This is a genomic window from Novosphingobium sp. TK71, assembly GCF_055361505.1.
The window spans coordinates 2,367,596-2,391,345 of the sequence record NZ_CM143962.1; the positions used below are offsets into that span (position 1 = coordinate 2,367,596).

The window sequence follows — 23,750 nt, forward strand, 5'->3', positions numbered from 1 at the left end:
GTTCCGAAACCGAAAGGGGCAGCCGACGCGAAGTCGGACTGCCCCTTTCGATCGGATCGCCATCGCCCGAATCGGGCGGCAGCATCAATGCGTCGGGTAACCCCAGCCGCCCCAGATGTAGATGGCGACGAAAAGGAACAGCCACACCACGTCGACGAAGTGCCAGTACCACGCAGCAGCTTCGAAACCGAAGTGCTGACGCGGCGTGAAGTCGCCGTTGTACGCACGCTTCAGGCAGACGATCAGCATGATGGTGCCGACGATGACGTGGAAGCCGTGGAAGCCCGTCGCCATGTAGAACGCCGAGCCATAGGTGTTCTGGCCGAAGGGGAACGGCGCGTGAACGTATTCATAGGCCTGGATGCAGGAGAACAGCACGCCAAGCAGGATGGTTGCCCAGAGGCCCTTCTTCAGGCCTTCGCGGTCCCCATGGATCAGCGCGTGATGCGCCCAGGTTACCGTGGTGCCCGAGCAGAGCAGGATCAGCGTGTTCAGCAAGGGCAGGTCGAACGGGTCCATGACCGCCTCGATCGCCTTGGGCGGCCACTGTCCACCGACCGCTTCGGAAAGCGTCGAGGGAAACAGCGAAAAATCGAAGAAGGCCCAGAACCAGCCGACGAAGAACATCACTTCCGAAGCGATGAACAGGATCATGCCGTAGCGCTGGTGAAGCTGCACGACCGGCGTGTGGTCGCCCGCGTGCGCTTCCTTGATGATCTTCGAGAACCACATGAACATCGAGGCGATCAGGATGGCAAGGCCCAGCCAGGGCACGAACTTGCCGCCCGCCATGTCATGCATGAACAGGACCATCCCCGTCGTGAATGTCAGCGCGCCGATGGTGGTGGCCAGCGGCGCGATGTCCGGCGGAAGAATGTGGTAATCGTGATTCTTGGTACCGGCCATGGTGCCTTCTTCCCCGTTCTCGAAACTTCGGTGTTCGATTCTTCCGGTGGGGTAATGCTCCCCCCGTGATTTGTTTCCCGCCCCGGGACTTAACCGCCCGTTTGGCTGTGGTCCAGTGTCTTTGCATCGGAGACGCTGGTGACATGGAAGGTGTAGCTGAGCGTGATCTGCTCCACGTCCTTGTTGTCGGGATCGTTCAGGATCGCCGGATCGACGTAGTAGATCACCGGCATCTTCACCGCTTCGCCCGGCTGGAGCGTCTGCTCGGTGAAGCAGAAGCACTGGATTTTGTTGAAGTAGCGCGCCGCCTGCTCAGGCTCGACATTGAAGCTCGCCGTGCCGGTGATCACCTTGTCGGAATCGTTTTTGGCCCAGAAAAGCGCCATATCGCGCTCACCGATGGTCACGGTGTCGGTGCGCTGGAGTGGCTTGAACTGCCACGGCATGCCTCGTTCGACATTGGCGTCGAAGCGGATCGACATGGTCTTGTCCGTCACCTGCACGGCTGCCGCCTGCGTCTCGTCCACACGGCGCGTAGTCCCGTTGTAGCCGGTAACCTGGCAGAAGATGCGGTAGAGCGGGACGGAAGCGTAACCGAGGCCCAGCATCAGCAACGCCATCGACAGGGCGATGAAAGCGACGCGCCGGTTGCTGCGGACAGGTGCGATCGCCGTCTCCATCAGCCCATCTTCGCGATCGAGATGAAGAACACCAGCACCACGAACGCCGCGAGGCTGAGCGCCAGCACCCGGTTCCGGCTCCGCCGAATCTGCTCCGGCGTGCGGATATCGGGCGTTCCGGGTTCTGGTTGCGGGATGTCGTTCATGCTTCGATCTTTCACAGGACGATGAAGCGATCCACCACCAGCGCCGCGAACAGCACGAAGAGGTAGAGCACGGAATAGGCGAAGAGCTGCTTTTCCGGCTTCATCGTATCCTCGGGTCCGCTGCGTTCCCGCAGCCCGACACGAACGGAGAACGCCAGGAACAGCGTGGAAAGCACGATCGCGGAAACCCCGTAGACGGCCCCGGCACCGCCGATCCACCATGGCAGCACCGAAAGCGGCAGCAGGAGGATGGCGTAGAGCAGGATCTGGCGGCGCGTGGCCTTCTCGCCCGCGACGACCGGCATCATCGGGATGCCGACCTTGGCGTAATCGCTTTTGACGAACAGCGCGAGCGCCCAGAAATGCGGCGGGGTCCAGAAGAATATGATGGCAAAGAGCAGCACCGGCATCAGCGTGACATGTCCGGTCGCGGCAACCCACCCGATCAACGGAGGGAACGCGCCGGCGCCGCCACCGATCACGATGTTCTGCGGCGTGCGCGGCTTCAGCCAGATCGTGTAGATCACGGCATAATAGATGATCGAGATCGCAAGGATCGCAGCAGGAAGCCAGCCGACCGCGAAGCCCATCAGGAATACCGAGACGGCGCAGAGCACGCCCGCGAAATCGCGCGCCGTGGTGCGGTCGAGACGGCCCTGCGGCAGGGGGCGCTTCGAAGTGCGCTTCATCCCGGCGTCAAGATCCGCTTCCCACCATTGGTTGAGCGCGGCCGCCCCTCCCGCGCCCATGGCGATGCACAGAATCGCGGTGAACGCGAGAACAGGATTGATCCGCTCAGGCGCGGCAAGCAGGCCGCAAAGGCCGGTGAAAATGACCAGGCTCATCACCCGCGGCTTGGTCAGCGCGAAGAGATCGCGCCAGTCGGCCGGGAGCGGAGCGGCGGCAGTAGTGGGACTCGTAGTCATCATGGTGCTTGGCCCCATACACCCGCAAAGGCCCGAAAAGCGAGGGCCTGGGAACCGGTCGTCGTCCCGGACCTATCCGGGACGACGACGGCTCGATCAGTGGTGAGCCGCATCCTCGATCACGGGGAGCGTCTCGAACTGGTGGAACGGCGGCGGGCTGGTCAGCGTCCACTCAAGCGTGGTCGCACCTTCACCCCAATAGCTGTCCTCGGCCTTGCGACCGGCCAGGAAAGCATAGGCGATGTTGATGAACCAGACCACGAGGCTGGTCGCCATGACCATGTAGCCGATCGTCGCGACGTGGTTCCAGTGCTGGTACGCCTCGGCATAGTCCGGATAGCGGCGCGGCATGCCCTGCAGCCCGAGGAAGTGCATCGGGAAGAAGATCATGTTCACGCCCACGAAGAAGATCCAGAAATGGACGTGGGCGAGGAACTCGGAATGCATCCGGCCGCTCATCTTCGGGAACCAGTAGTAGAACCCGGCGAAGAGCGCAGTGACGGCACCCAGCGAGAGCACGTAGTGGAAATGCGCCACGACGTAGTAGGTGTCGTGCAGCACGTCGTCGACGCCGCCGTTCGCCAGCACCACGCCGGTCACGCCGCCGACGGTGAAGAGGAAGATAAAGCCGATCGCCCAGACCATCGGGCTCTTGAACTCGACCGAACCGCCCCACATCGTCGCGATCCACGAGAAGATCTTGATGCCCGTAGGCACCGCGATGACCATGGTGGCGGCGGTGAAGTACATCTTCGTGTTCACCGACATGCCGGTGGCGTACATGTGGTGTGCCCAGACGATGAAGCCGACGACACCGATCGCGACCATCGCATAGGCCATGCCGAGGTAGCCAAACACCGGCTTCTTCGAGAAGGTCGAGATGATCTGCGAGATGATGCCGAAGCCGGGCAGGATCATGATGTAGACTTCGGGGTGGCCGAAGAACCAGAACAGGTGCTGATAAAGCACCGGATCGCCGCCGCCCGAAGGATCGAAGAAGGTGGTGCCGAAGTTGCGGTCGGTCAGCAGCATGGTGATCGCAGCGGCCAGAACCGGCAGCGAGAGCAGCAACAGGAACGCGGTAACGAGCATCGACCACACGAAGAGCGGCATCTTGTGCATGGTCATGCCGGGGGCACGCATGTTGAAGATCGTGGTGATGAAGTTGATCGCGCCCATGATCGAGCCGGCCCCCGAAAGGTGCAGCGCGAAGATGCCGAAATCGACCGCGGGTCCGGGCGAGCCGGTGGTCGAGAGCGGGGCATAGACGGTCCAGCCCGTACCTGCGCCAAGCCCCGTGCCGCCAGGCACGAAGGCCGAGCACAGCAGCGAGATGAAGCCCGCCACGGTCAGCCAGAACGAAATGTTGTTCATGCGCGGGAAGGCCATGTCCGGCGCGCCGATCATGAGCGGCACGAACCAGTTGCCGAAGCCGCCGATCATCGCCGGCATGACCATGAAGAACACCATGATGAGGCCATGGGCCGTTATCAGGACGTTCCAGACATGCAGCGTGGAGTTGAAGTCAGGGTTGGTCGCGCCGAACCAGCGGGCGAAGATATCCAGGTACTGGATGCCCGGTTCGGCCAGTTCGACGCGCATCATGCCCGAAAAGGCGCCGCCGATGATCCCCGCGATGATCGCGAAGATCAGGTACATCGTTCCGATGTCCTTGTGGTTGGTGGACATGAACCAGCGCGCGAAAAAGCTCGGCTTATGGTCGTGATCTGCGTGTCCGTGGTGATCCACGTGACCTTGGAAATGCTCTGGAGCGGTGGTTGCCATGGTTGGACCCTGTCCTTCGATTCGCTCTTATTCGGCTGCGGCTGTCGCGTCGGAGGCGGCTGCCTCCGTCGCTTCGGCCGTGGCGACTGCGGCAGGGGCCGCTGCGGTGGATGCTGCCGGCGCAACTGCGGCGGCAGGCTTGGCCTGACCATCGATCACGCCGCCGGCGTGGGACAGCACCCAGGCATCGTATTGTGCACGGGGAAGCGCTTCGACCGCGATCGGCATATAGCCATGCTTGGCGCCGCACAGTTCCGAGCACTGGCCGTAGTAGACCCCGGGCTTCTCGACCAGGAGCACCTTCTCGTTGATGCGGCCGGGAACGGCGTCGAGCTTGAACCACAGCGAGGGCACCGCAAACGAGTGAATCACGTCGGCTGCAGTGATCTGGAGCCGGATCGGTTCACCCACCGGCACGACCATGCGGTTGTCGACCTCAAGGTGCGAGGGACCGTCCCAGGGCTTGGAACCCACTTCGCGCACGCCGTTGTTGATGACCGGCTGACCGGGAAGGTTGAGCATGTTCGAGACGACTTCGAAGTCGCCATTGTCGGGGTAACCGTAAGTCCAGAACCATTGGTTGCCCGTGACCTTGATGGTCAGCGCGCCTTTCTGGGCCGGCTTGTACTGCTTGGCGATCAGGTCGATCGAGGGAACCGCGATGCCGATCAGGATCAGCACCGGAACCAGGGTCCATACCACTTCGAGGATCGTGTTGTGGCTCGTCTTCGACGCGACCGGGTTGGCGCGGCGATTGAAGCGCACCGCGATGATCACCAGCAGCAGCAGGACGAAAAGCGTGATCGCCGTGATGATCGGCATGAGCACGCCATCATGGATCCACTCGCCATATTCGCCGAGCTTGGAAAATTGTTGCTGGAGACCGATTCCGCCTTCGACCGGCATGCCGATACCCGGCGTCGGCTTCATCGGCGTATAGCCGGCCACCGCTGCGGGTGCCGCATCGGAAGCACCTGCCGCCGCAAGCGCCGGAACGGTGAAAAGCGCCAGAACTCCGGCTGAAACGATACCGAGAGCCTTTGCAGCCTCGCCCAAGGTACGAACGGTTTTGCCCAATATCATGGTTATAGCGCTTCCGTTTTCTTTATGAACGCGCAGTGAGTCGCCTCCCAAGCGCGCACCCCTATTGCGGAGGCTTTGTGCCCCCCTTCACCGGGGGCTATACGCGGCCTTGCCGCCCGTCTCAAGCGCCTCTAGGGGATTTTTGACGCGCGGGGCCTCGCCGCCGTGCCAGAACATTGCAAATTGCACCAAAGGATTACCCCCCGATGCAGGAAGAAGAAGTCCTCGCCGAGTTCCGCGCCAGCAAGGCTTTGCTTGAGGGGCATTTCCTGCTTTCCTCGGGCCGACACAGTGCGCACTACCTGCAATGCGCCCGTGTTCTGATGAACCCCGACCGCGCCGCGAGACTCGCCGTCGCGCTCGCCGCAAAACTCCCCCACGATATTCGCAAGTCCATCACCAAGGTCGTTTCCCCGGCGATGGGCGGGGTCATCATCGGCCAGGAAATGGGCCGCGCGCTTCAGGTCGACGCGATGTTCGTCGAGCGCCCCACCGGCACGTTCGAACTGCGCCGCGGCTTTGCCCTCGAACCGGGCGACAAGGTGCTGATGGTCGAGGACGTGGTCACGACCGGCCTGTCCAGCCGCGAGGCGATCAAGGCGATCGAGGAAGCCGGCGGCGAAGTCGTTGCGGCAGCCTCGCTGGTTGATCGCACGGCCGGCGCCGTCGATCTCGGGGTGCCGTTCTTCCCGCTCGTCGCGCTCAACTTCCCGACTTACGCCGATGACGAAGTTCCGGCCGAACTGGCCGCCAAGCCCGCAACCAAGCCCGGCAGCCGGGCACAGGTCTGAGCCTCTAGGGGGAAGCGATGGTGAGCAGCGTTCTCAATCCGGGGCGGCTTCGCCTCGGCGTCAACATCGACCATGTGGCCACCATCCGCAACGCGCGCGGCGGCGAGCACCCCGATCCGGCGCGCGCCGCCCGGATCGTCGCCGAGGCCGGCGGCGACGGCATCACCGTGCATCTGCGCGAAGATCGCCGCCACATCCGCGACGAAGATCTCGAACGCGTGGCGACTGCAACCGGGTTGCCGATCAACCTGGAAATGGCGGCAACCGACGAGATGCTCGAGATCGCCCTGCGCCATCGCCCTCATGCCGCGTGCATCGTGCCGGAACGGCGCGAGGAGCGCACCACCGAAGGCGGACTGGACGCCGCCGGCCTGCACAACAGGCTCGCCCCGATCGTCTCGCGCCTCTCGGACGCCGGCATTCGCGTGAGCCTGTTCATCGCCCCGGAAGCACGCCAGATCGAAGCGGCCATGAAGCTTGGCGCGCCGGTGGTCGAGTTCCACACCGGCGAATATGCCCATGCCACCGGCGCCGACGTCGCCACCGAACTCAGGCGGATCGCCGATATGGCCGCGCTGGCGGCCAAGAACGGCATCGAGCCCCATGCCGGGCACGGCCTTACTTACGAGAATGTCCAGCCGATTGCCGCGATTCCGCAACTGGCGGAACTCAACATCGGCCACTACCTTATCGGCGAGGCGATATTCTGCGGGCTCGACGCCAGCGTGCGCAAGATGCGCGCCCTGATGGACGAGGTCAGGTAAAAAGGACCCGGCATTCCATGATCATCGGCCTCGGCTCGGACTTGTGCAACATCGAGCGAATCCAGAACTCGCTCGACAGGTTCGGTGAGCGTTTCGAGAACCGCGTCTTCACCGAGCTGGAGCGCACCAAGGCCAATCGCCGGCCTTTCACCAAGGCCGGCACCCTGGCGAAGCGGTTCGCGGCGAAGGAAGCGTTTTCCAAGGCGGTCGGGACCGGCTTCAAGGCCGGAGTGTTCATGAAGGACATCGGAGTGGCCAATGCCCCGTCCGGCGCGCCCACCCTGGCTCTCACCGGCGGGGCGAAGACGCGGCTTGATTCCCTGATTCCCGCCGGTCATGAAGCCGTGGTTCACCTCACGCTCACCGACGATCATCCATGGGCGCAGGCCTTCGTAATCATCGAAGCACGCCCGATTCCCCATTCCTGACGCCGAGTATCCCCGGGACATGATTCACCAGCCCACGCCGACTTCCAGCGAGGTCCCCATGAAGGCTCCTCCGGCGACGGAAAAGGTCAACTGGCTTCACGAATTTCGCGGACTGGCGCTGATGCTGGTGGGCGTGCTCGCGTTCCACTCGCTGATCGCCAAGCCGTTCTACATTCCGTCGATCTCGATGATGCCGGGGTTGCTGGTGGGGGACCGTCTGGTCGTTTCCAAATATCCCTATGGCTGGAACTGGTCATCGGCCAGCTTCCACATGCTCCCGCGCAGCACCCGGCGCATTCTGGGCCAGACACCGGAATACGGCGACATCGTCATCGTCGTGCCCGGCAATCGCAAGGCCGATCTCATCAAGCGCGTGGTTGCGCTCCCGGGTGATCGGATTGCGGTCATCAATGGGCGCATCCGGCTGAACGGCCGCTTCGTTCCGCGCGAAGTCGAGCCGCCGGTGCGCCTTGCCGCCGACGATTCGCTGCGCTGCGAGGGCGATGCCGAACCCGGCCACTGCTATGACGGCTTCGAACAGTTCCGCACCCGCCTGCCGAGCGGCAACGAAGTTTACGAGATGCCGACCTATCGTGAAACATTGCCGAACGGCGCCAGTTATGACGTGATCGACTACATCGACCAGGAACTGGACGATTATCCGGAGATCAAGGTGCCAGAAGGCCACGTCTTCCTGATGGGTGATGACCGCGACCGTTCGGCAGACAGCCGTGCGCCGTTCGAAACCGACATGTTCGGCCAGCCCGGCGGTGGCCTGGGCGGGCCGGTGCCTCTGTCCGACATTGGCGGAAGAGCGGAATTCGTCACGTTCTCGCTCGACGGAACCCAGACCTGGAATCCGCTGACCTGGTGGGGCGCACTGCGGCCCGGCCGATCGTTCTCCAGCCTGCGTCCCCCGGTGGACGAGACCAAGGCCTGGAAATGATGGCAACGGGGGCGGAAGACGAAACGGGGACCGACATCGCCGAGCGCGCCGGCCCCACCGATATTTCCGATCCCCTGATCCGCACGGAGGCCCGCAGGGCGTTCGTCTGGATCGGCATGGCCGCCCTGCTGGCGCTGGCTGTCTTTCTTTCCCAATCGCTGCTCGTGATCTTCGGCGGCATCGTGTTCGGTGCCCTGATCGACGGCGGCGCCCGCCTGCTGGGCAAGATACTCAAGATTCCGCGCGGATGGCGCGTGGGCCTCGTGCTGCTCTTCGCCATGCTGTTCCTGCTCTGGGTCGCACGCTTCGCCGGCAGCCAGATCGCACTTCAGGCAGCCGAACTTCCGGCCACCATCGAAAGCCAGTTCCGCCACGGGCTCAACTGGCTTCATGCGCACGGGATTCAACCGCGCGTCACCGAGCTTCGCGGCATGGCGCAGGAAGCAGTCGGCGGGATCGGGCAGGTGACACGCGTGGTCGGCGGCCTGATCGGCGTGTTCACGACACTGTTCCTGATCCTTGTCCTTGGCATCTACTTCGCCATGGAGCCGCGCCTCTATCGCCGCGGCGTGGGCTGGATGCTCCCGATCGACCGGCGCGACCATTTCGAGGCGACGGTCAAGGTCATGGGCCAGGCCCTGCGCCGCCTGCTGTTCGGACGCCTGATCGGCATGACCGTGGAGGGCCTGTTCACCTGGGCGATGCTGCAATTCTACGGCGTGCCGATGGCGGCGCTGCTTGGCCTCATCACCGGCCTCCTGGCCTTCCTACCCAATATCGGCGCCCCGATCTCGGGCATGATCATGGTGCTCGTCGGCTTTTCGGGCGGCTACGAGATGGGGCTCTACACGATCTTCGTCTATCTGCTGATACACCTGATCGACGGCTATCTCATCGTACCGATGATCGCCCGCAAGACCGTGGACCTGCCTCCTGCCCTGGTGCTCGCGGCACAGCTCATCATGGGGGTGCTGTTCGGGCTGCTGGGGCTTGCGCTGGCCGATCCGCTGGTGGCGATGATAAAGATCTGGCTCGAACGCGAAGCTGCCCGCAACGGTGAGGATGGAGAGCATACCCTTGATCGTGGCGCTCCGGATACCGGCGCTTGACCGTCACGCAACGGCGGGCAAGACCCTGAACCATGGCTCGCAAGTTCCTCTACGCAATCGCCGTTATCGTCGCACTGCTGATCGGTTCGCTGGTGGCCCTGCGCCTGTGGTCGGATCGGCTCACGGAAATGGCGTTCGTGCCGAACGTGACCTTCGCGTCGCAGCAGAAGCTCGGGCCTGAAGCCTGGAGAGATCCGCACATGTGGATTTCCCGGCCGGGGATCGAAAACGATCCGGCCCACTGGCTTCCACCCGGCGTGATCCCACCCGCCAAGCCCCTGCCGGTCGCGGTGTTCTTCGTCCATCCCACCAGCCTGATCGATCGCAGCGCATGGAACGCCAGCTTCGCTGACAAGGTTTCGCAGGACCGCGCCGCCCTGTTCGTGAAAGGCATGGCGAGCCCGTTCAACGCCGCGGGCGAATTATGGGCACCCCGCTACCGCCAGGCCGCCATCGGCGCGTTCCTCACCGGGGAGAAGCCGGCGAACGAGGCCATCGATCTCGCCTATTCGGATGTCCTGGCCGCATTCGACACTTTCGTGAAGGCCGTGCCCGGCAACCGCCCGATCGTGCTGGCCGGACACAGCCAGGGCGCCTTCCTCCTGCGCCGTCTCATGCGCGACCGGGTGGCGGGAACGCCGCTCGCGCGCCGTATCATCGCCGCCTACGTGATAGGGTGGCCGGTCTCGCTGGCCCATGACCTGCCGAAGATGGGCCTTCCCGCCTGCCGGAACGCCGATGACGTCAATTGCGTGGTGAGCTGGCTTTCGGTGGCCGATCCCGCCGATACGCAGATGCTGCTGAAAGCCTATGCCCGCCGGACCGGGCTCGATGGGCAGAGCGTGGCCGCCAGCCCGTTTCTCTGCACCAATCCGATCACCGGCACCGACGGGGGAAGCGCCGATGCAGCGGCCAACCTCGGCACCCTCGTACCCGATTTCGCCACTGCGACCGGAACCCTGGCGAAGGCGACGGTCCCCGCCGCTTGCGGTACCGACAACTTTCTCCACATCGGCCCGCCTCCCGCACTCGAGATGGGCCCTTACGTTCTTCCCGGAAACAACTACCATCTCTATGACGTGACCCTGTTCTGGGCGAACCTTCGCGCGGACTTCGAAGGACGGGTTGCGAAATGGCAGAAGGCACAGTGATCACCGCGAGCGCGCTGGATTATCGCGATGCCCTGCCCGAAACCGGCGGCGCGCTGCTGGGGCTCGATCTCGGCACCCAAACGATCGGCACCGCTTTCTGCGATGCAGGCTGGCGCTTCGCTTCGCCCGGCAAGACGCTCAAACGGGGCAAGTTCGGCGCGGACAAGGAACTGCTGATGGAACTGGTCCGTGAACGTTCCATCAAGGGCATCGTCATCGGCCTGCCCCTCAACATGGACGGGTCCGAAGGCCCGCGGTCCCAGTCCAGCCGCGCCTATGCGCGCAACCTCTCCGCGCTGGGCCTGCCTATCCTGCTCTGGGACGAACGCTGGTCCACTTCCGGCGCGGAACGCGGGCTGATCGAACAGGACATGAGCCGGGCCAAGCGCGCCACCCGCATCGATTCCGCGGCTGCCGCCGTCATCCTGCAAGGCGCGATCGACGCGATGGCGGGTGGGCTCTTCTAGGGCGTAAACTGACGCGCCGCTTGCTCCCTTCTCCGTTTTCGTGCTTCGGCGGCCACCCACCGGCTGCCGCACTGCTCCGCATCCCTCCAGACCGCATCGCGCAACGCGGCATCCGTGGTCCCGCTCGCCAAGGCATCCCACGCGACCAGCCGCATGCGGTCGCTCGGGTGCGATTTTCCGAAGCGGCTCGCGATGTCCAGCGCCTCTTCCCCGCCCAGTGCCACGGCGATGCGCAGGAAACTCTCGCTCGGCCCATGTCCCAGCAGGCGGGTAACGGTGCCACGCTCGATATCGAACTCGCAGTGATCCATCCACGCCTGCCCAGGCTGTGTATGCACGAGGTTCAGCGCCACCGAGAGGGACGCCGGGGGGTGCTGCACATGAACGTCGCGCTGCGCCCGGTAATGGACGATGCGGCCCTGCTCCAGCACGAGAGGTCCTTGCGGACGTAGTTGCACCGACTGCCCGACATGCCACGATACGGCTTCGCGATCGTACTCATACTCATCCGAGAGATACCCCGGGCCGAAATATCCCAGCGCCAGCAGGTCGTAGTTATGATCGTGCGCCTGTCCGTAGCCGAAAGCCTCCGGCCCGCTGGCACGGAACTGGGAATCACCGGGCGCCGGCCAGATTCGTGCATTGAGGAAGAAATTGCCTTGTCCCGGCGTGACCAGCATGATCGATTCCGGCCCCACGCCTGCAAGCGCATCGGCGCCATCGGGAACCGGCGAAAGGCCGGCCAGCATGTCCACGAGCAGGTCGCCCAGGAACGTCCGATCGTTACCGAGCCGCTGCAACCAGTTGGCAGCGTGGGAAAGACTGACCTCCTCGCGCGGATCGAAACCCCAGCCCGAGATCGCGTCGACAAACTCCGCGAGCGAAGCCACCGTCGGATCGCGCATCGCCATTACCCGCGCCATTGGGCCACCTTTTCCAGTTCCGGCCACTGGACGAGCAACGACCGACGCAGCTCTTTGGCCGGCGACGCCAGCACAGCGTCGTCGCTTGCCGCCACATTGCCCAGCAGCACCATGCCCGCCCGCGTGTCGAGCGCAAGGATGGCCCGCAGCGCCTGCCAACGCAGCTCCGCAGCCCCATCTCCAAGCGCAATTTTCGACATGAGCGGCACCGCATCACGCCGCCCCAGCGCCGCAAGCACGGCCATCGCCATGTCGAGCCGGGTCTGTTCCAGGCGTGCGGCCGCCCGGCGTATCAGCGCGCCATCGGCCAGGCCGTATTCACGCACGGCATCGGTTTCCGGCACGAACCTCTGGAGGCGCAGCACGACGAGACTGCCGCGCACGGAACGGACCTGATGCGCTTGCCGCGATCCGTCCCGGTAAAGCCGCGTTCCCGCGCGCAGCGGGACAGTTTCCCGGTGGAATTCCGCCTGTTTATCCGAGACGGGAATGCGTTCGATCCGCTCCGCCTGCCCCTCCCCCGCAAGAACCAGAGCCCAAGTCTCCAGCCCCGCGAATTCGACGGTCTCTGGCGCCGGCTGGAGTTGCAGCGCTCTTTCATCGTAAAGGGAAAGCCCCAGGGTGGCGTTCCCGGCATGAGCGAGCAGGACGGTATCAACCACCTCCAGGCGGCTGTGACGGAGCGGTAATTGCCCCAGGGGATATCGCCGCAGCACCGAAAGTACCCGGCCAACGAGATCATCCACGAAAGTCCGTGCCGAAACGCCGTCAGCGGTGAACAGTGCACTCAGCGGCTGACAGTCCTCGAACCTTTCCCCGCGCCCGAAGCGGTCCATCGCCGCCAGGGTCGGTGCGGCGCCGGGCACGGCCCGCCAATCGGCCACTGCCTGGGCGAGTTCGCGTTGCCCCTCGGTCCATTGCGCGTCTGGGGAAAGCGCCTGAAATGCGTCCTGCTGCATTCTATGCGACCGGTATCACGTACCCGGATGCAGTTCGTAAAGGCAGGGGACAAGAAGCGCACGATTGTCATCTAGGCATTGCAGGCGGTCACGATCTGCAAGGGTACCGTGAAGTGCAACTGGACTATCGAGATCGGGAAGCAGGGCAAGATCGATCTGCGGCAACTCAAAAATCAATGAATCCGTTCGCTGCAAAACATCCCCCTTCGGCACTGATGATCCGCCGTAAATAACAAGGTTGCCGCACACCCGCCTTCCGGCTTAATTAATTTCCTGCAATTGTAAATATACAATTAACCGACGTAATTGACCCTCAATAGTGTCGCACTTTGGATGTCTTATGGGAATCAACCTGACGAGGCCGCGCGCAGCACGATCGTCAGGCCCTCGGCGGATGCAACCGCCTCGTCATCGGCCGGGATCGGAAAACGGCCAGCATCGGCGCGGGCGCGTTCCAGCACGGCTGACGGAACAGCCAGTTCATGCATGACCCGGTCTGCCGATCCCAGGAGCCGGGCCTCGCGCAAGGTCAGGTCTTCGGGGTCCGCGCTTCGCAGCCGGATTTCCACCATGCCGGTCGAGACAGGGGTCGCATTCGCCAGCCAGCCTTCGATACGCGCTGCGCTCTGCTCCACCAGCGGATCGAGCGGGCCGCCCTCACCCAGCGCGGCATCAAGAGCGCGCCGCCGCTCACCGGCATCGGGAAAACGCGTCCGCAACGCTGCACGGGCAGAGAACAGCCCTTGCGCGAGCGCGCCCAGCGTCTGCGGCAAGAGCATCTCCAGCCGCAGGCGGAGCTGCTTCGCCAGCCCTGCCGAAGCCCCGCCCGTACCGATAGCCAGCAGAACCGGCGTCCGATCGAGAATCGACGGCACAGTGAAATCGCATAGTGCGGGCCGATCCGGCACATTAACCAGGAGCCCGGCTTCCCGCGCGCGCGCCGCGTCGGCCAGTGCCAGCGCCTCGTCCTCATGCGCGACAAAGGCTATTCGCGCGCCTTCGAGGATCCCCTCCTCAAGGCTTGCGACAGGACGCGCGCCAGCCCGTTCCACCAGCCGGCGCTTGGCTTCCGCCGCTTCGCCCGCTCCCAGCACCACCACCGGTTGGCCGGTGAGGCGGTGGAACAGCGGTAAACTTTCAATCATGAAGAACGGCCTCGATAGGAACGACGGACTGCGCCGTTCCTATCCGTTCAGGCCATGATTGTCGAAGCCCGCGGGACTGTTCCGGGTCAGGCCAGCCACTCCGGCACGGTTTCCGCCGCGAGGATCGTTTCCGGCTCGATCCGGGCGGCAACGATCGCCCACTTGTCTCCGTCCACCATCACTTCGGGCACCAGCGCACGGCTGTTGTAGGTGTTCGCCATGGTCGCACCATAGGCGCCTGCCGTGCGGAAGATCGCCAGATCGCCCGATACGACCTCATCGATCTCGCGGCCCATGGCGAACGTATCAGAGCTTTCGCAGATGGGTCCGACGATGTTGGCGGTCATGGTCCTGCCGTTGGGCTTCACTGCCGCGAAGTCGTGCCAGGCATCGTACATGGCGGGGCGCGCAAGATCGTTCATCGCCGCATCAACCACGACAAAGGGATTCACCGCGCCTTCCTTGACCCGGACGACTTCGGTAACGAGCACGCCGGAATTCCCGGTGATCACACGGCCCGGCTCGAACATCAGGGTGACGCCCCAGTCCTTCGCCACCGATGCGACCATCGCGCCGTAGTCCTGCGGTGTCGGCAGCGAATCGGTGGCCTTGTAAGGCACGCCCAGCCCGCCGCCGAGATCCATGTGCGTCACCGAATGACCTTCGGCACGGATCGCCTCCATCAGCTCGCCCATCTTGATGAAGGCGAGGCGCGAGGGTTCGAGATCGGAAATCTGGCTGCCGATATGAACCGCAAGGCCCTTCATATCCAACCCGACCAGCCCCGAGAGACGAGCATAGATCCCGGCCGCACGGTCATAGGCAACGCCGAACTTGTTGTCCGCCTTGCCAGTGGAAATCTTGGCGTGCGTGCGCGCATCCACATCCGGATTGACCCGCAGGGCGCTAGGCGCGCGCAGGCCGAGTGCGGCGGCGATCTCCGCCAGTTCCACACCTTCTTCCTCGCTTTCGAGATTGAACTGGCCGATCCCTGCCTTCACGGCGGCGGTCAGTTCGCGGCGGGTCTTGCCCACGCCCGAAAACACGATGTCCCCGGCAGGAATTCCCGCAGCGAGGGCACGGTTCATTTCACCCTCGGATACGACGTCGGCGCCGTAACCTTCCCTGGCAAGCAGGCGAAGCACCGCAAGATTCGGGTTGGACTTCACGGCGAAGGCGATGTGAACCTTGGGCAGTTCCGCCAGCGCTTCACGAAACACGCGGGCATGGCGGCTGAGCGTGCTGCGGGAATAGACGTAAACTGGCGTACCGACTTCGGCGGCAATCGCAGCCAGCGGCACGTCTTCGGCGAAAAGCTCGCCGTTCGTGAGTTCGAAATGGTCCATGGTCGTCTCGGCTAAGGCATTTTTCGAGCCAGGCGAACGGCCCGGCCCACGAAAACGCGGCAAACAGGAAAGAGGCTTATTCCGGGGGCGGGAGGTCGAAAGGATCGTCCTCACGCGATTCCGAGCGGGTGCGCAATTCGACGCTACGCTCGGGTATCGCCAGCGTGGGCGTATTGAGCAGTTCCGCGCTGCCCGGTTTCTGCTCGCGACCATAGGGCGCGGGCGGAAGCTGCTGCCCCGGTTTCAGCGCGAGCGCGGACCGCTGGCCGCAGGCCGAAAGGGCGAGAAACAGGATCAGGGCAGCCGTCTTGCGCATTCAGATCACTCCAGACCGAGCGCGAGCCGGGCTTCGGCAACGCGCAGGCGTACCTGCTCGGGCGCGGTGCCACCGTGCGACTTGCGCGCGGCGACCGAAGCCTCGACCGAGAGCGCCTTGAATACGCGCTCGTCGATGCGGCTGTCGATGGCCTTGAGGTCTTCCAGCGGCAATTGGTCGAGCGCGACACCGCGCTGCTCGGCCAGCTTTACCGCCGAACCGGTGATGTGGTGCGCCTCGCGGAAGGGAATGTTGCCTTCGCGCACCAGCCAGTCGGCGAGATCGGTGGCAGTGGCGAAGCCCAGTTCGGCAGCGCCGCGCATGCGATCGGTGCGGAAGCGGGTTTCCGCAACCATGCCGGTCATCGCCGCAATCGACAGCGCCAGCAGGCTAGCCGCCTCGAAGACCGGCGGCTTGTCGTCCTGCATATCCTTCGAATAGGCCAGCGGCAGACCCTTCATGGTGATCATCAGGCTGGTGAGGCAGCCAACGATCCGGCCCGAATGGCCGCGCACCAGTTCCGCGGCGTCCGGGTTCTTCTTCTGCGGCATGATCGAGCTGCCCGTGGACAGCGAATCGGGCAGTGCCACGAAACCGAAGGGCTGGCTGGCCCAGATGATGAATTCTTCGGCCAGACGCGAAAGGTGCAGCGAACACTGGCTGGCCGCCATCAGGTAATCGAGCGCGAAATCGCGGTCCGACACCGAATCGAGACTGTTGTCGGTCGGCGCGTCGAAGCCGAGCGCCTGCGCGGTCATCGTGCGGTCGATCGGGAAGCCGGTTCCGGCAAGCGCCGCGGCGCCGAGCGGGCTGCGGTTCATGCGCTTGCGAGCGTCGGCAAACCGCGAACGGTCGCGGCCGATCATCTCGTAATAGGCCATGAGGTGATGGCCCAGCGTCACCGGCTGCGCGGTCTGGAGATGGGTGAAGCCGGGCATGATCGAATCGGCATGCTCACCGGCACGGGCGACGAGCGCCTTCTGGAGCGCTTCGAGACCCGCATCGGCCTGATCGACGGCATCGCGCACCCAGAGCCGGAAATCGGTCGCCACCTGGTCGTTACGCGAACGGGCGGTGTGGAGGCGTCCTGCAACCGGGCCGATCAGCTCGGCAAGGCGACCCTCGGTGGTCATGTGAATGTCCTCGAGGTCCCAGTTTTCGGGAACTCCGGAGACTTCGTACTCGGCCGCAACCTGATCGAGGCCATCGCGAATCGTGATCGCGTCCTCGGCCGAAACCACGCCGCAAGCCCCCAGCATCGCGACGTGCGCCTTGCTGGCCGCGATGTCCTGCCGCCACAATGCCTTGTCGAAGGGGATCGAGGCATTTATCTCGCGCATGATTGCAGACGGTCCACCTTCGAACCGTCCCCCCCACATCTGGTTGGAGCCTGCCGCCTTGCTGTCTTCCAAATCGCTCAAGTCGCTCGTCCTGTGTTCCATCGCGGGGGCAGGCGCCCTCCTGGCCGCGGGCTGCGATAGGCAAAGCGGGAAGGACGCGCAACAGGAGGCTTCGGCGCAAGCTTCCGAAAGCACCGCGCCGGCCGCCGCAAAGCCTGCTGGCAAGCTGGACCGTTCGCACAAGGGCGATCCGATGCCGGACGTGACCCTGGTCGACAATACCGGGGAGAGCCTCGACCTCATGTCGCTGAAGGGCAAGCCGCTGCTGGTAAACCTCTGGGCGACCTGGTGCGCCCCCTGCATCGCGGAAATGCCGACTCTCGAAGCCCTTGCCAAAGACCCCAACGGGCCGGTGCAGATCCTGCCGATCTCCGAGGATACCGGAGACACCTACAAGGTCGTGGAGATCCTTCGTCGCCGCAAGCTGGACAATATCCAGCCCTGGGTGGACGAAAACGGCGACCTCGGCTTCCAGTACGGCGGCAACCTGCCCGTAACGGTTCTGTTCGACAGCCAGGGCCGCGAGGTCTGGCGCTACACGGGCGGCAACGACTGGAGCTCTCCGGAAGCAGCCAAGTTGCTGGCAGAAGCCAAGTAGGCGGATCGGGGGCCCGCGGGGCCGGGAGAACCATGGTCATCCTCATGCGGGCGCCGCGTCTTGGCAGGACCGGCACAAGGCGCCGCTGATCCGCTTCAGGCGGTCTTGACGAGTTCCGCCAGCCGCGAACCAGCCGGCGGATAGCCCGCCGGTGTCGCTCCAGTAAACCAGATCAGCCGCCCCTGCGCCGCTTCCGGCACAACGGCGAAACGCGTCTCGGTATCTCCGGTCAACGGGAGCCCCTTGCCGCGCAAGTATTGCGCGGCGGCTGTGGCATCACGAACCTTGAAGACGAGGTGCCGGATTCCCTTCACCTCGCGCGCATGGACGGAAACGGCGTCGCTCTGCTTGCGTCCTGCCAGAACTTCGAGGACGGTATCGCCTATTGCAAAGGCGGCACAGTCCCCCTCGGGCAGTGCTCTTTCGCCAAGTTCCGGCAACCCGAGTTTCCCGTGGAACATTTCGCGCGCATCGTTCAGCGATGGCGCGGAAAGGCCGATGGCCTGCAATCCCTCGATCCCCAGCGGATGCCCGTCCCGCCACTTCGCCGCGCTCCACGACGGATCGCGGCGAGGATCGCCGGGCATGTCCTGCTTCACGATCTCCAGCCGCAAGCCCATGACCTGTCCGCGCGGGATCAGGAAATAGAAGGCTTCCATGCCCGGATCGTAATGCCGCTTGAAGCCGCGCGCCGCGAACCAGGCGTCTGCCGCCGCCAGGTCGTTCGTCTTGAGGGCGATGCCGATCCAGCGGTTCTCCCCTGCCGAGCGCCGCAGCATGTCGCCGAGCGGATGCCCCGGTTCCGCGCCTCGACCGGCCGGGGCGATCGGGATCAACATGGTGTCGCCCACCATCAGCAAGCTCTCTTCGCGGTCGAGGCCGAGCTTTTCGGTTTCCGGCGTTATCAATATCTCGTGCGCGGTCTCCGCGCCGAACACCTCGCGAAAGAACGCGTCGCAGGCGGGACGCAAGCCATTATCGGCAAGCGCCCAGCTTACGTGAACCAGCGGCATCCCCTCCATCGGCCGGGGCCGATCAGTAGGTTTCGGGGCTGCCCGAGCCCATAAATCTGGCAAGGTTCATGTGCAGGCTCGCCACTGAGCGTTCCATGTAGGGGTTGGGCTGCGCGCCCCGGAAACCGACGTTTTTCATGCCTTGCTGGACAGCAGCCATGTTGGCGAAGTCCTGCTGGAGAACAGGCGGCCAGTCATTGGGGGCGGTGTATTCCCATTCCGTTTCGGGAGCTTCACCCTCGGGCCAGAGTTCGTAGACGGCAGCCTCGAAGATGCACTTGTCCGGATCGGCGCCATAGGGCCGTGCCTGATAGCAGAGCATGTTGTTGACCGCGTGGCCGATCTGGAAGTTCGGGAAGATCTGCCAGGCCGTGCCCGCCTGGGCCGTGTGCTGCGGATCGACCTGCGCCCACACCACGCCGCGTTCCGCGTCTTCCTTGCGCGCGGTGCCGATCCAGTAGGCCGACACTTCCGCCGCCGGGGTACCTTCGGGCAGTTCGTCCTTGAGGCGGTTGGCAACGCCGACCAGTGTCATCGTCGTGTTGGTATTGGCATTCGCCCAGGTGAAATTCTGCATTTCCGCCGTGGTGAGCCGCGGGTCCTCGCCCGCGCCGAGGCGCAGTTTTCCGGAGTCTTCCTCCTGCCCCTTGGGCGCTTCGTAGCCGATGTTGGAGTGCAGTCCCTGGTTGCGGGCCCAGCCGCGGAACTGGCCGAATTCCATGAATTCGGGGTGCGTGGTGGAAACATGGTAGGTTTCGCAGAAGGCCTCCATCGCGACCTTCCAGTTGCACTCGAACACGACCCATTTGCGCCAGCGGGGACGCATGTTTTCAAGGCCATAGGGGTCGAGCATGCCCGCTGCCGGGTGGAGATATTCGGCCAGCGGCATGCAATCGGGGTCGAGATTGATCCAGACCCAACCGCCCCAGAGACCGACCTGAACGACACCTAGATCGGCCTGACCGCCACAGAGCCGCCCCTGCCAGTCTTCCTGGTGTTCTAGATAGGTGTTGGTCCCGTCCAGCCCGAAGGTCCAGCCATGATAGCCGCAGATGAAGTTGCGGCGCGTGCCCCTGGCATTGCGCATTCCCGGCGGCGTATCGACCAGCTTGCGGCCGCGGTGCGGGCAGACATTGTGGAAAGCGCGTATCTCGGTTTCCGAGGCGCGGACCACGATCACCGAATCGTCGAGGATGTCGAAAGTGATGAAATCGCCGACTTCGGGAATGTCTTCCAGGCGCCCCGCCTGAAGCCAGACCTTGCGCCACAGCCTGTCGCGTTCGGCCTTGGCGTATTCCGGTGAAACGTAGGCCTCGGCCGGGACGCGGACCGGGACGGTCAGGTCCTCGGCAGCCTGCACGATCGTGCCAATTTCACCCATGCGTTCTCATCCCGTTATCTTCGCGCCGATTTGCGCCCGTTATCCCATTATTCGCACAGCGGAGCAAATCGCCGTGGCGCTACCGCGTTCACGCCGGCGCGAAAGCGAGGCTGCGGCGCGGCAGCGTGCCGATCGCCAGACTGCTTGCCGCCATCATGCCGATCGCCAGCCAGAGGAAGCTCTCGTAGCTTCCCGTCCGGTCGTGGATCACCGCCGCCGCGAGCGGACCGATGGCCGTGCCGATCGACAGCGCCGCCAGCACCCCGCCATAGAGGCCGCCGAAGTTCCGAAGCCCGAAATGCCGGGTGATGAGGTAGACGACGACGTCGATCTCGGCCCCCAGGGTCAGGCCGATCAGCGCCGAGGCCAGCGCCAGCGCCGCCAGCGAAGTGCCGGAACCCAGCAACAGGCTGCAGCCCGCCACCGGCAGCAGGAACACCGCCGCGCCGACCAGCGAAGCCGGGAAACGATCGAGCAGGACGCCCGTGCCCAGCCGCCCCGCCAGCGAGAACCAGCCGACGAACGAGGCGATGGCCGCCGCCGTCATCGGGTCCGCCCCCCGGTCTCCCAGGATCGAGACGAAGTGGACGACCAGGGCGATGATCGTGAACGTGAACAGCAGGCTTGCCGCGAACAGGCGGTGGTAGACGCTGGAGCGCAGCCCTTCGCCCAGCGAAGCGCCGGGCAAATCGCGCCGGACCGGTGCCTTGGCGGCCCTGCTGCGATCGTGCGCGCCGCGGAAGAACATGAGGATCGCCGGGAAGGCGAGGAGGAACCACAGCCCGCCGTGAACCGCAAAGGCCAGCCGCCAGCCGAAAGTCCTGATCGCCCATGTCCCCAGGATCGGGAACAGGCCCGCCGCGATGGAGGCGCCGCAAAGCGTCACCGCCAGGGCCAGCCCGCGCGAAAGTTCGAAGCGCGAAGCCACCGCGCTGGTCCAGACCGAAGCCTGCACCGGCAGCGAGACCATCGCGATCAGGCCCCACAGCAGGTACCACTGCGAAAGGCTTGCCCCCACCGTGCCGAGCAGCGCGAAGGCCAGCGTCAGCAGCACCGCGCCGATCACCCCGAACCTGCGCGGACCGAACCGGTCGACCGCAAGGCCGATGAACACGCCGCCCACGGCCTGCACCAGGGTTGCGATGGTGAGCCCGAAGGTCACTTCGGTGCGGCTCCAGCCCATCGCTTCGGCCACCGGGCCGATATACGGTCCGATGCCGTAGATATGGATCACGCTGGTGGCATAGCCGAGCCCGGCCGCCACCGGCACCAGCCCGTATCTCGCCCACTCCTGCCGAGCCGATGCCGCCTCAGTCACCGTAGGAAAGCTCCACCCGCGTGGGCTCGCCGTTCGGGCCCATCGGCGAATCGTATTCGATGCAGGTGCAGACCGGATTGGCGTGGCCGGCGAAGAGTTTCTCCTCGTCCGCCATTGTCATCGGCCGGCGCGCGGGATCGCTGATGATCGCCTGCGAGCGTTCGAAGTCCTCGCGGCTGTTCCACCAGATTTCCATCACGCAGTCATAGCCGGGATCGTGGATCTCGCCGGTGATCGGGTTCTTCTCCGGCACCAGATAGCGCCGGACGTAGCGCACCGCGCCGGGGATCGCCGGCGCCGCGCCCATCTTCTTCGAGAGCTGCGAATGCTGGTTTTCATAGTAGTCCATGAACGCGTCCATGGTCATGTCGGCGCGCTTGCGGAAAAAGCAGAGCTGCTTGAGCATGATTAGGCCTTCCTCAGCGCCAGGACGCTGCCTTCGAGATCGGCGCAGATCCACACCGTGCCGTCCGGCCCCACATCGAGCCCGGTCATGTTGCCCATCGGCCCGCACATGTCGCCGACCCCGCCGAGCGGCCGGGGATCGGTGCCTTCGGGCGTGCCTACCGGCAGGTCCGAGGCGATCACCTGCCGCGCGCCGCCGGACAGGTCGCACTGCACGACCTCCCGCCGCTTCACGTCGAGCACGGTGACGATGCCGTCGCGCACGGCCAGTCCTTCGGGCCGGACGAGATCGTCGAGCACCGTTTCGGTGCGCCCGCCGACCAGCCTGACCACCCGGCCCGCTCCGCTTTCGGCCACATAGACGGTACCGTCCCCGGCAACGGCGACGCCCTTGGGCCGGTCCAGCCCGGAGGCCAGTTCCTCGACCCGCCCGCCATCGGCCGAATGGACCTTGCCGGTGCCATATTCCGCGAAGACCACCGCGCCCGAAGGGGCCAGCGCCACACCCATCAACTGGTCGAAACCGCTCGCCAGAACCTCGCTCGCCGGGCCGGCGGGGTGGAACCTGGCCACATCGCCATTGGCGGTGGTGACGATCATCGTTCCTGCCCCCGCCGCAACGACCCCGCGCGAGTAGCCGGGGAAATTCGGGCTGAACAACATGCCTTCCAGCTTGGCCATCTCGCCCGCGCGCAGCGAGAAGACGAAGCCGCCGTCGGCGATCCACAGCACGCCGTCCTCGCCCATCGCCACGTCGAGCGGCCATTGCAGGCCCTTCTCGACCAGCGGCTTCACCAGCCCGCCCGCGCTTCGGGGCGTGGTGATCTCATGGATCGAGCCCAGGATGTGCGAGACGAACAGGCGGTCCCCCACGAAAGTGCAATTGTCCAGCCCCGCGCCGATATCGGCCAGCACCGTCTTCTCGCCGGTACGCGGATCGATCCGCAGCACCTGGCCGCTGGCGACCTGGGTGGAGACGATCATGCCCTGCGCGTCGAATTTCAGCGAATCCGGCACGCCAAGGTCGCCGCAGACCACTTCCGGCTCGCCGCGCCCGTCAAGATCGACCCGCCAGATCGCGTTGGCGCCCATCACCGGCATGTAGAGCTTGCCGTCGGGGCCGACCTCGAAGGCATTGGGCATCGGCACGTTATCGGCAATCACCCGCGCGCCGCCGCCCTCGCGGTCCAGTTCGACGACTTGCGCGCCGATGTGGCAGCCCGCCGCGATCAGGCGGCCTTGCGAAAAGGTGATCGGGTTGGCCACCGGCAGGTCCGCGATCACGGCGCTGCTGCCGTCCGGACGCAGAACCGAAACGCGGCCTTCGGTGATCTCGGTGGCGTAGAGATTGCCCGCATCGTCGAACACGAGATCGTCCGGGGCGGTGATCGCGCCGCCCATCTCGCTCACCACTTCCACCGCGCCGCTGTCGGGATCGATCGCCGAAACGCGGCTGCCCGCGACTTGCGCCACATAGATGCGCCCATCGGCGCCCGTGCGCAGGCCGTTGGCGCCGTTGAGGCGCGAAGGCGGGGTCAGCCGGTGCAGCGTCCAGCCTTCGGCCGGGCGGGCGGAGACGACGCCGTGATTGCGTCCTGCGGGTTCGAGCATCGTCAAGAATGTCCTCTCGTCCGGCCCTGCTGCGGCCGTTCTTTTGCGCGCCGAGCCTATCCAGCGTGTCCGGGGCAGGCAACGCGGTGACCGGGACGAAGCGCCTGGGAACGCGCACTATCGCCCCGGCGACGTTGGCGCGGCTTTGTTCGA

General features: G+C 64.8%; 25 protein-coding genes. 8 read left to right on the top strand and 17 right to left on the bottom strand.

The genetic code is table 11. The features are described from left to right. Positions 1 to 84 precede the first annotated feature (84 nt). The 6 genes from ACXJ16_RS11030 to coxB form a co-directional block, all read right to left on the bottom strand. Complete coding sequence (locus ACXJ16_RS11030; RefSeq protein ID WP_324697971.1) at positions 85 to 906, bottom strand: cytochrome c oxidase subunit 3; 822 nt, start codon at positions 904 to 906, stop codon at positions 85 to 87. 89 nt (positions 907 to 995) lie between these two features. Continuing rightward, the gene (locus tag ACXJ16_RS11035) at positions 996 to 1,586 is read right to left on the bottom strand and encodes a cytochrome c oxidase assembly protein (protein WP_054437101.1); all 591 of its coding nucleotides are present in this window, start codon (positions 1,584 to 1,586) and stop codon (positions 996 to 998) included. Then, a complete protein-coding gene (locus ACXJ16_RS11040; protein ID WP_165913272.1) occupies positions 1,586 to 1,732 on the bottom strand; it encodes a cytochrome c oxidase system small membrane protein in 147 nt (48 codons plus the stop codon). The genes ACXJ16_RS11035 and ACXJ16_RS11040 overlap by 1 nt, the downstream gene beginning before the upstream one ends. An 11-nt stretch (positions 1,733 to 1,743) precedes the next feature. After that, positions 1,744 to 2,661 carry a heme o synthase gene (locus ACXJ16_RS11045; RefSeq protein WP_420719859.1) on the bottom strand — a complete coding sequence of 306 codons (918 nt, stop codon included), beginning with the start codon at positions 2,659 to 2,661 and terminating at the stop codon, positions 1,744 to 1,746. Between the two features lie 93 nt (positions 2,662 to 2,754). Further along, complete coding sequence (ctaD, locus tag ACXJ16_RS11050) at positions 2,755 to 4,443, bottom strand: cytochrome c oxidase subunit I (protein WP_054437107.1); 1,689 nt, start codon at positions 4,441 to 4,443, stop codon at positions 2,755 to 2,757. A 27-nt stretch (positions 4,444 to 4,470) separates the two neighbouring features. Further along, entirely contained in the window at positions 4,471 to 5,526 is a 1,056-nt protein-coding gene (gene coxB, locus ACXJ16_RS11055; protein WP_054437109.1) for a cytochrome c oxidase subunit II, read from the bottom strand. A gap of 206 nt (positions 5,527 to 5,732) precedes the next feature. On the opposite strand from coxB, the gene pyrE reads away from it, so the two are divergent. The 7 genes from pyrE to ruvX are packed head-to-tail and all read left to right on the top strand — an operon-like array spanning position 5,733 to position 11,182. Beyond that, complete coding sequence (pyrE, locus tag ACXJ16_RS11060) at positions 5,733 to 6,317, top strand: orotate phosphoribosyltransferase (protein ID WP_054437112.1); 585 nt, start codon at positions 5,733 to 5,735, stop codon at positions 6,315 to 6,317. Positions 6,318 to 6,334: 17 nt separating this feature from the next. Then, positions 6,335 to 7,081: a pyridoxine 5'-phosphate synthase gene (locus ACXJ16_RS11065; protein WP_132469434.1), complete on the top strand. Its 747-nt coding sequence runs from the start codon at positions 6,335 to 6,337 to the stop codon at positions 7,079 to 7,081. A gap of 17 nt (positions 7,082 to 7,098) precedes the next feature. Then, on the top strand, positions 7,099 to 7,509 hold the full coding sequence (gene acpS, locus ACXJ16_RS11070) for a holo-ACP synthase (RefSeq protein WP_054437114.1): 411 nt from the start codon (positions 7,099 to 7,101) through the stop codon (positions 7,507 to 7,509). 58 nt (positions 7,510 to 7,567) lie between these two features. Continuing rightward, the gene (gene lepB, locus ACXJ16_RS11075; protein ID WP_463920682.1) at positions 7,568 to 8,455 is read left to right on the top strand and encodes a signal peptidase I; all 888 of its coding nucleotides are present in this window, start codon (positions 7,568 to 7,570) and stop codon (positions 8,453 to 8,455) included. Then, positions 8,452 to 9,564, top strand: a complete 1,113-nt coding sequence (locus ACXJ16_RS11080; protein WP_054437121.1) for an AI-2E family transporter — start codon at positions 8,452 to 8,454, stop codon at positions 9,562 to 9,564. The genes lepB and ACXJ16_RS11080 overlap by 4 nt, the downstream gene beginning before the upstream one ends. A gap of 32 nt (positions 9,565 to 9,596) precedes the next feature. Next, positions 9,597 to 10,715 (top strand): DUF3089 domain-containing protein, encoded by a 1,119-nt coding sequence (locus ACXJ16_RS11085; protein ID WP_463920683.1) that lies wholly within the window; start codon positions 9,597 to 9,599, stop codon positions 10,713 to 10,715. Further along, positions 10,697 to 11,182 (top strand): Holliday junction resolvase RuvX, encoded by a 486-nt coding sequence (ruvX, locus tag ACXJ16_RS11090; protein WP_054437127.1) that lies wholly within the window; start codon positions 10,697 to 10,699, stop codon positions 11,180 to 11,182. The genes ACXJ16_RS11085 and ruvX overlap by 19 nt, the downstream gene beginning before the upstream one ends. Here ruvX and ACXJ16_RS11095 read toward each other — a convergent pair. From ACXJ16_RS11095 to argH, 6 genes are all read right to left on the bottom strand, one after another. Continuing rightward, positions 11,179 to 12,105: a transposase gene (locus ACXJ16_RS11095; protein WP_463920684.1), complete on the bottom strand. Its 927-nt coding sequence runs from the start codon at positions 12,103 to 12,105 to the stop codon at positions 11,179 to 11,181. The two genes, ruvX and ACXJ16_RS11095, sit on opposite strands and share 4 nt — an antisense overlap. Continuing rightward, positions 12,093 to 13,064 carry a hypothetical protein gene (locus ACXJ16_RS11100; RefSeq protein ID WP_324697958.1) on the bottom strand — a complete coding sequence of 324 codons (972 nt, stop codon included), beginning with the start codon at positions 13,062 to 13,064 and terminating at the stop codon, positions 12,093 to 12,095. Before ACXJ16_RS11100 ends, ACXJ16_RS11095 begins: the two co-directional genes overlap by 13 nt. 347 nt (positions 13,065 to 13,411) lie before the next feature. Continuing rightward, complete coding sequence (locus ACXJ16_RS11105; protein ID WP_324697954.1) at positions 13,412 to 14,209, bottom strand: precorrin-2 dehydrogenase/sirohydrochlorin ferrochelatase family protein; 798 nt, start codon at positions 14,207 to 14,209, stop codon at positions 13,412 to 13,414. Positions 14,210 to 14,295: 86 nt separating this feature from the next. After that, positions 14,296 to 15,555 (bottom strand): diaminopimelate decarboxylase, encoded by a 1,260-nt coding sequence (lysA, locus tag ACXJ16_RS11110; RefSeq protein ID WP_463920685.1) that lies wholly within the window; start codon positions 15,553 to 15,555, stop codon positions 14,296 to 14,298. 76 nt (positions 15,556 to 15,631) lie between these two features. Continuing rightward, positions 15,632 to 15,871 (bottom strand): YdgH/BhsA/McbA family protein, encoded by a 240-nt coding sequence (locus tag ACXJ16_RS11115; protein WP_054437144.1) that lies wholly within the window; start codon positions 15,869 to 15,871, stop codon positions 15,632 to 15,634. Between the two features lie 5 nt (positions 15,872 to 15,876). After that, entirely contained in the window at positions 15,877 to 17,250 is a 1,374-nt protein-coding gene (gene argH / locus ACXJ16_RS11120; protein ID WP_324699003.1) for an argininosuccinate lyase, read from the bottom strand. 19 nt (positions 17,251 to 17,269) lie between these two features. Between argH and ACXJ16_RS11125 the strand changes: the two genes are divergently transcribed. Further along, on the top strand, positions 17,270 to 17,869 hold the full coding sequence (locus ACXJ16_RS11125; protein WP_324697950.1) for a TlpA family protein disulfide reductase: 600 nt from the start codon (positions 17,270 to 17,272) through the stop codon (positions 17,867 to 17,869). A gap of 95 nt (positions 17,870 to 17,964) precedes the next feature. Here the strand turns inward: ACXJ16_RS11125 and ACXJ16_RS11130 are convergent, their stop codons facing one another. The 5 genes from ACXJ16_RS11130 to ACXJ16_RS11150 all read right to left on the bottom strand — a co-directional run bounded on the left by ACXJ16_RS11130 (position 17,965) and on the right by ACXJ16_RS11150 (position 23,597). Beyond that, positions 17,965 to 18,882 carry a VOC family protein gene (locus ACXJ16_RS11130; RefSeq protein ID WP_185998107.1) on the bottom strand — a complete coding sequence of 306 codons (918 nt, stop codon included), beginning with the start codon at positions 18,880 to 18,882 and terminating at the stop codon, positions 17,965 to 17,967. A 22-nt stretch (positions 18,883 to 18,904) separates the two neighbouring features. After that, on the bottom strand, positions 18,905 to 20,263 hold the full coding sequence (locus ACXJ16_RS11135; RefSeq protein ID WP_463920686.1) for an aromatic ring-hydroxylating oxygenase subunit alpha: 1,359 nt from the start codon (positions 20,261 to 20,263) through the stop codon (positions 18,905 to 18,907). Positions 20,264 to 20,351: 88 nt separating this feature from the next. Then, a complete protein-coding gene (locus ACXJ16_RS11140; RefSeq protein WP_463920687.1) occupies positions 20,352 to 21,581 on the bottom strand; it encodes an MFS transporter in 1,230 nt (409 codons plus the stop codon). Next, the gene (locus tag ACXJ16_RS11145) at positions 21,574 to 21,987 is read right to left on the bottom strand and encodes an EthD domain-containing protein (protein ID WP_054437160.1); all 414 of its coding nucleotides are present in this window, start codon (positions 21,985 to 21,987) and stop codon (positions 21,574 to 21,576) included. The genes ACXJ16_RS11140 and ACXJ16_RS11145 overlap by 8 nt, the downstream gene beginning before the upstream one ends. Positions 21,988 to 21,989: 2 nt before the next feature. Continuing rightward, the gene (locus tag ACXJ16_RS11150; protein ID WP_132469438.1) at positions 21,990 to 23,597 is read right to left on the bottom strand and encodes an SMP-30/gluconolactonase/LRE family protein; all 1,608 of its coding nucleotides are present in this window, start codon (positions 23,595 to 23,597) and stop codon (positions 21,990 to 21,992) included. Between the last annotated feature and the right edge of the window lie 153 nt (positions 23,598 to 23,750).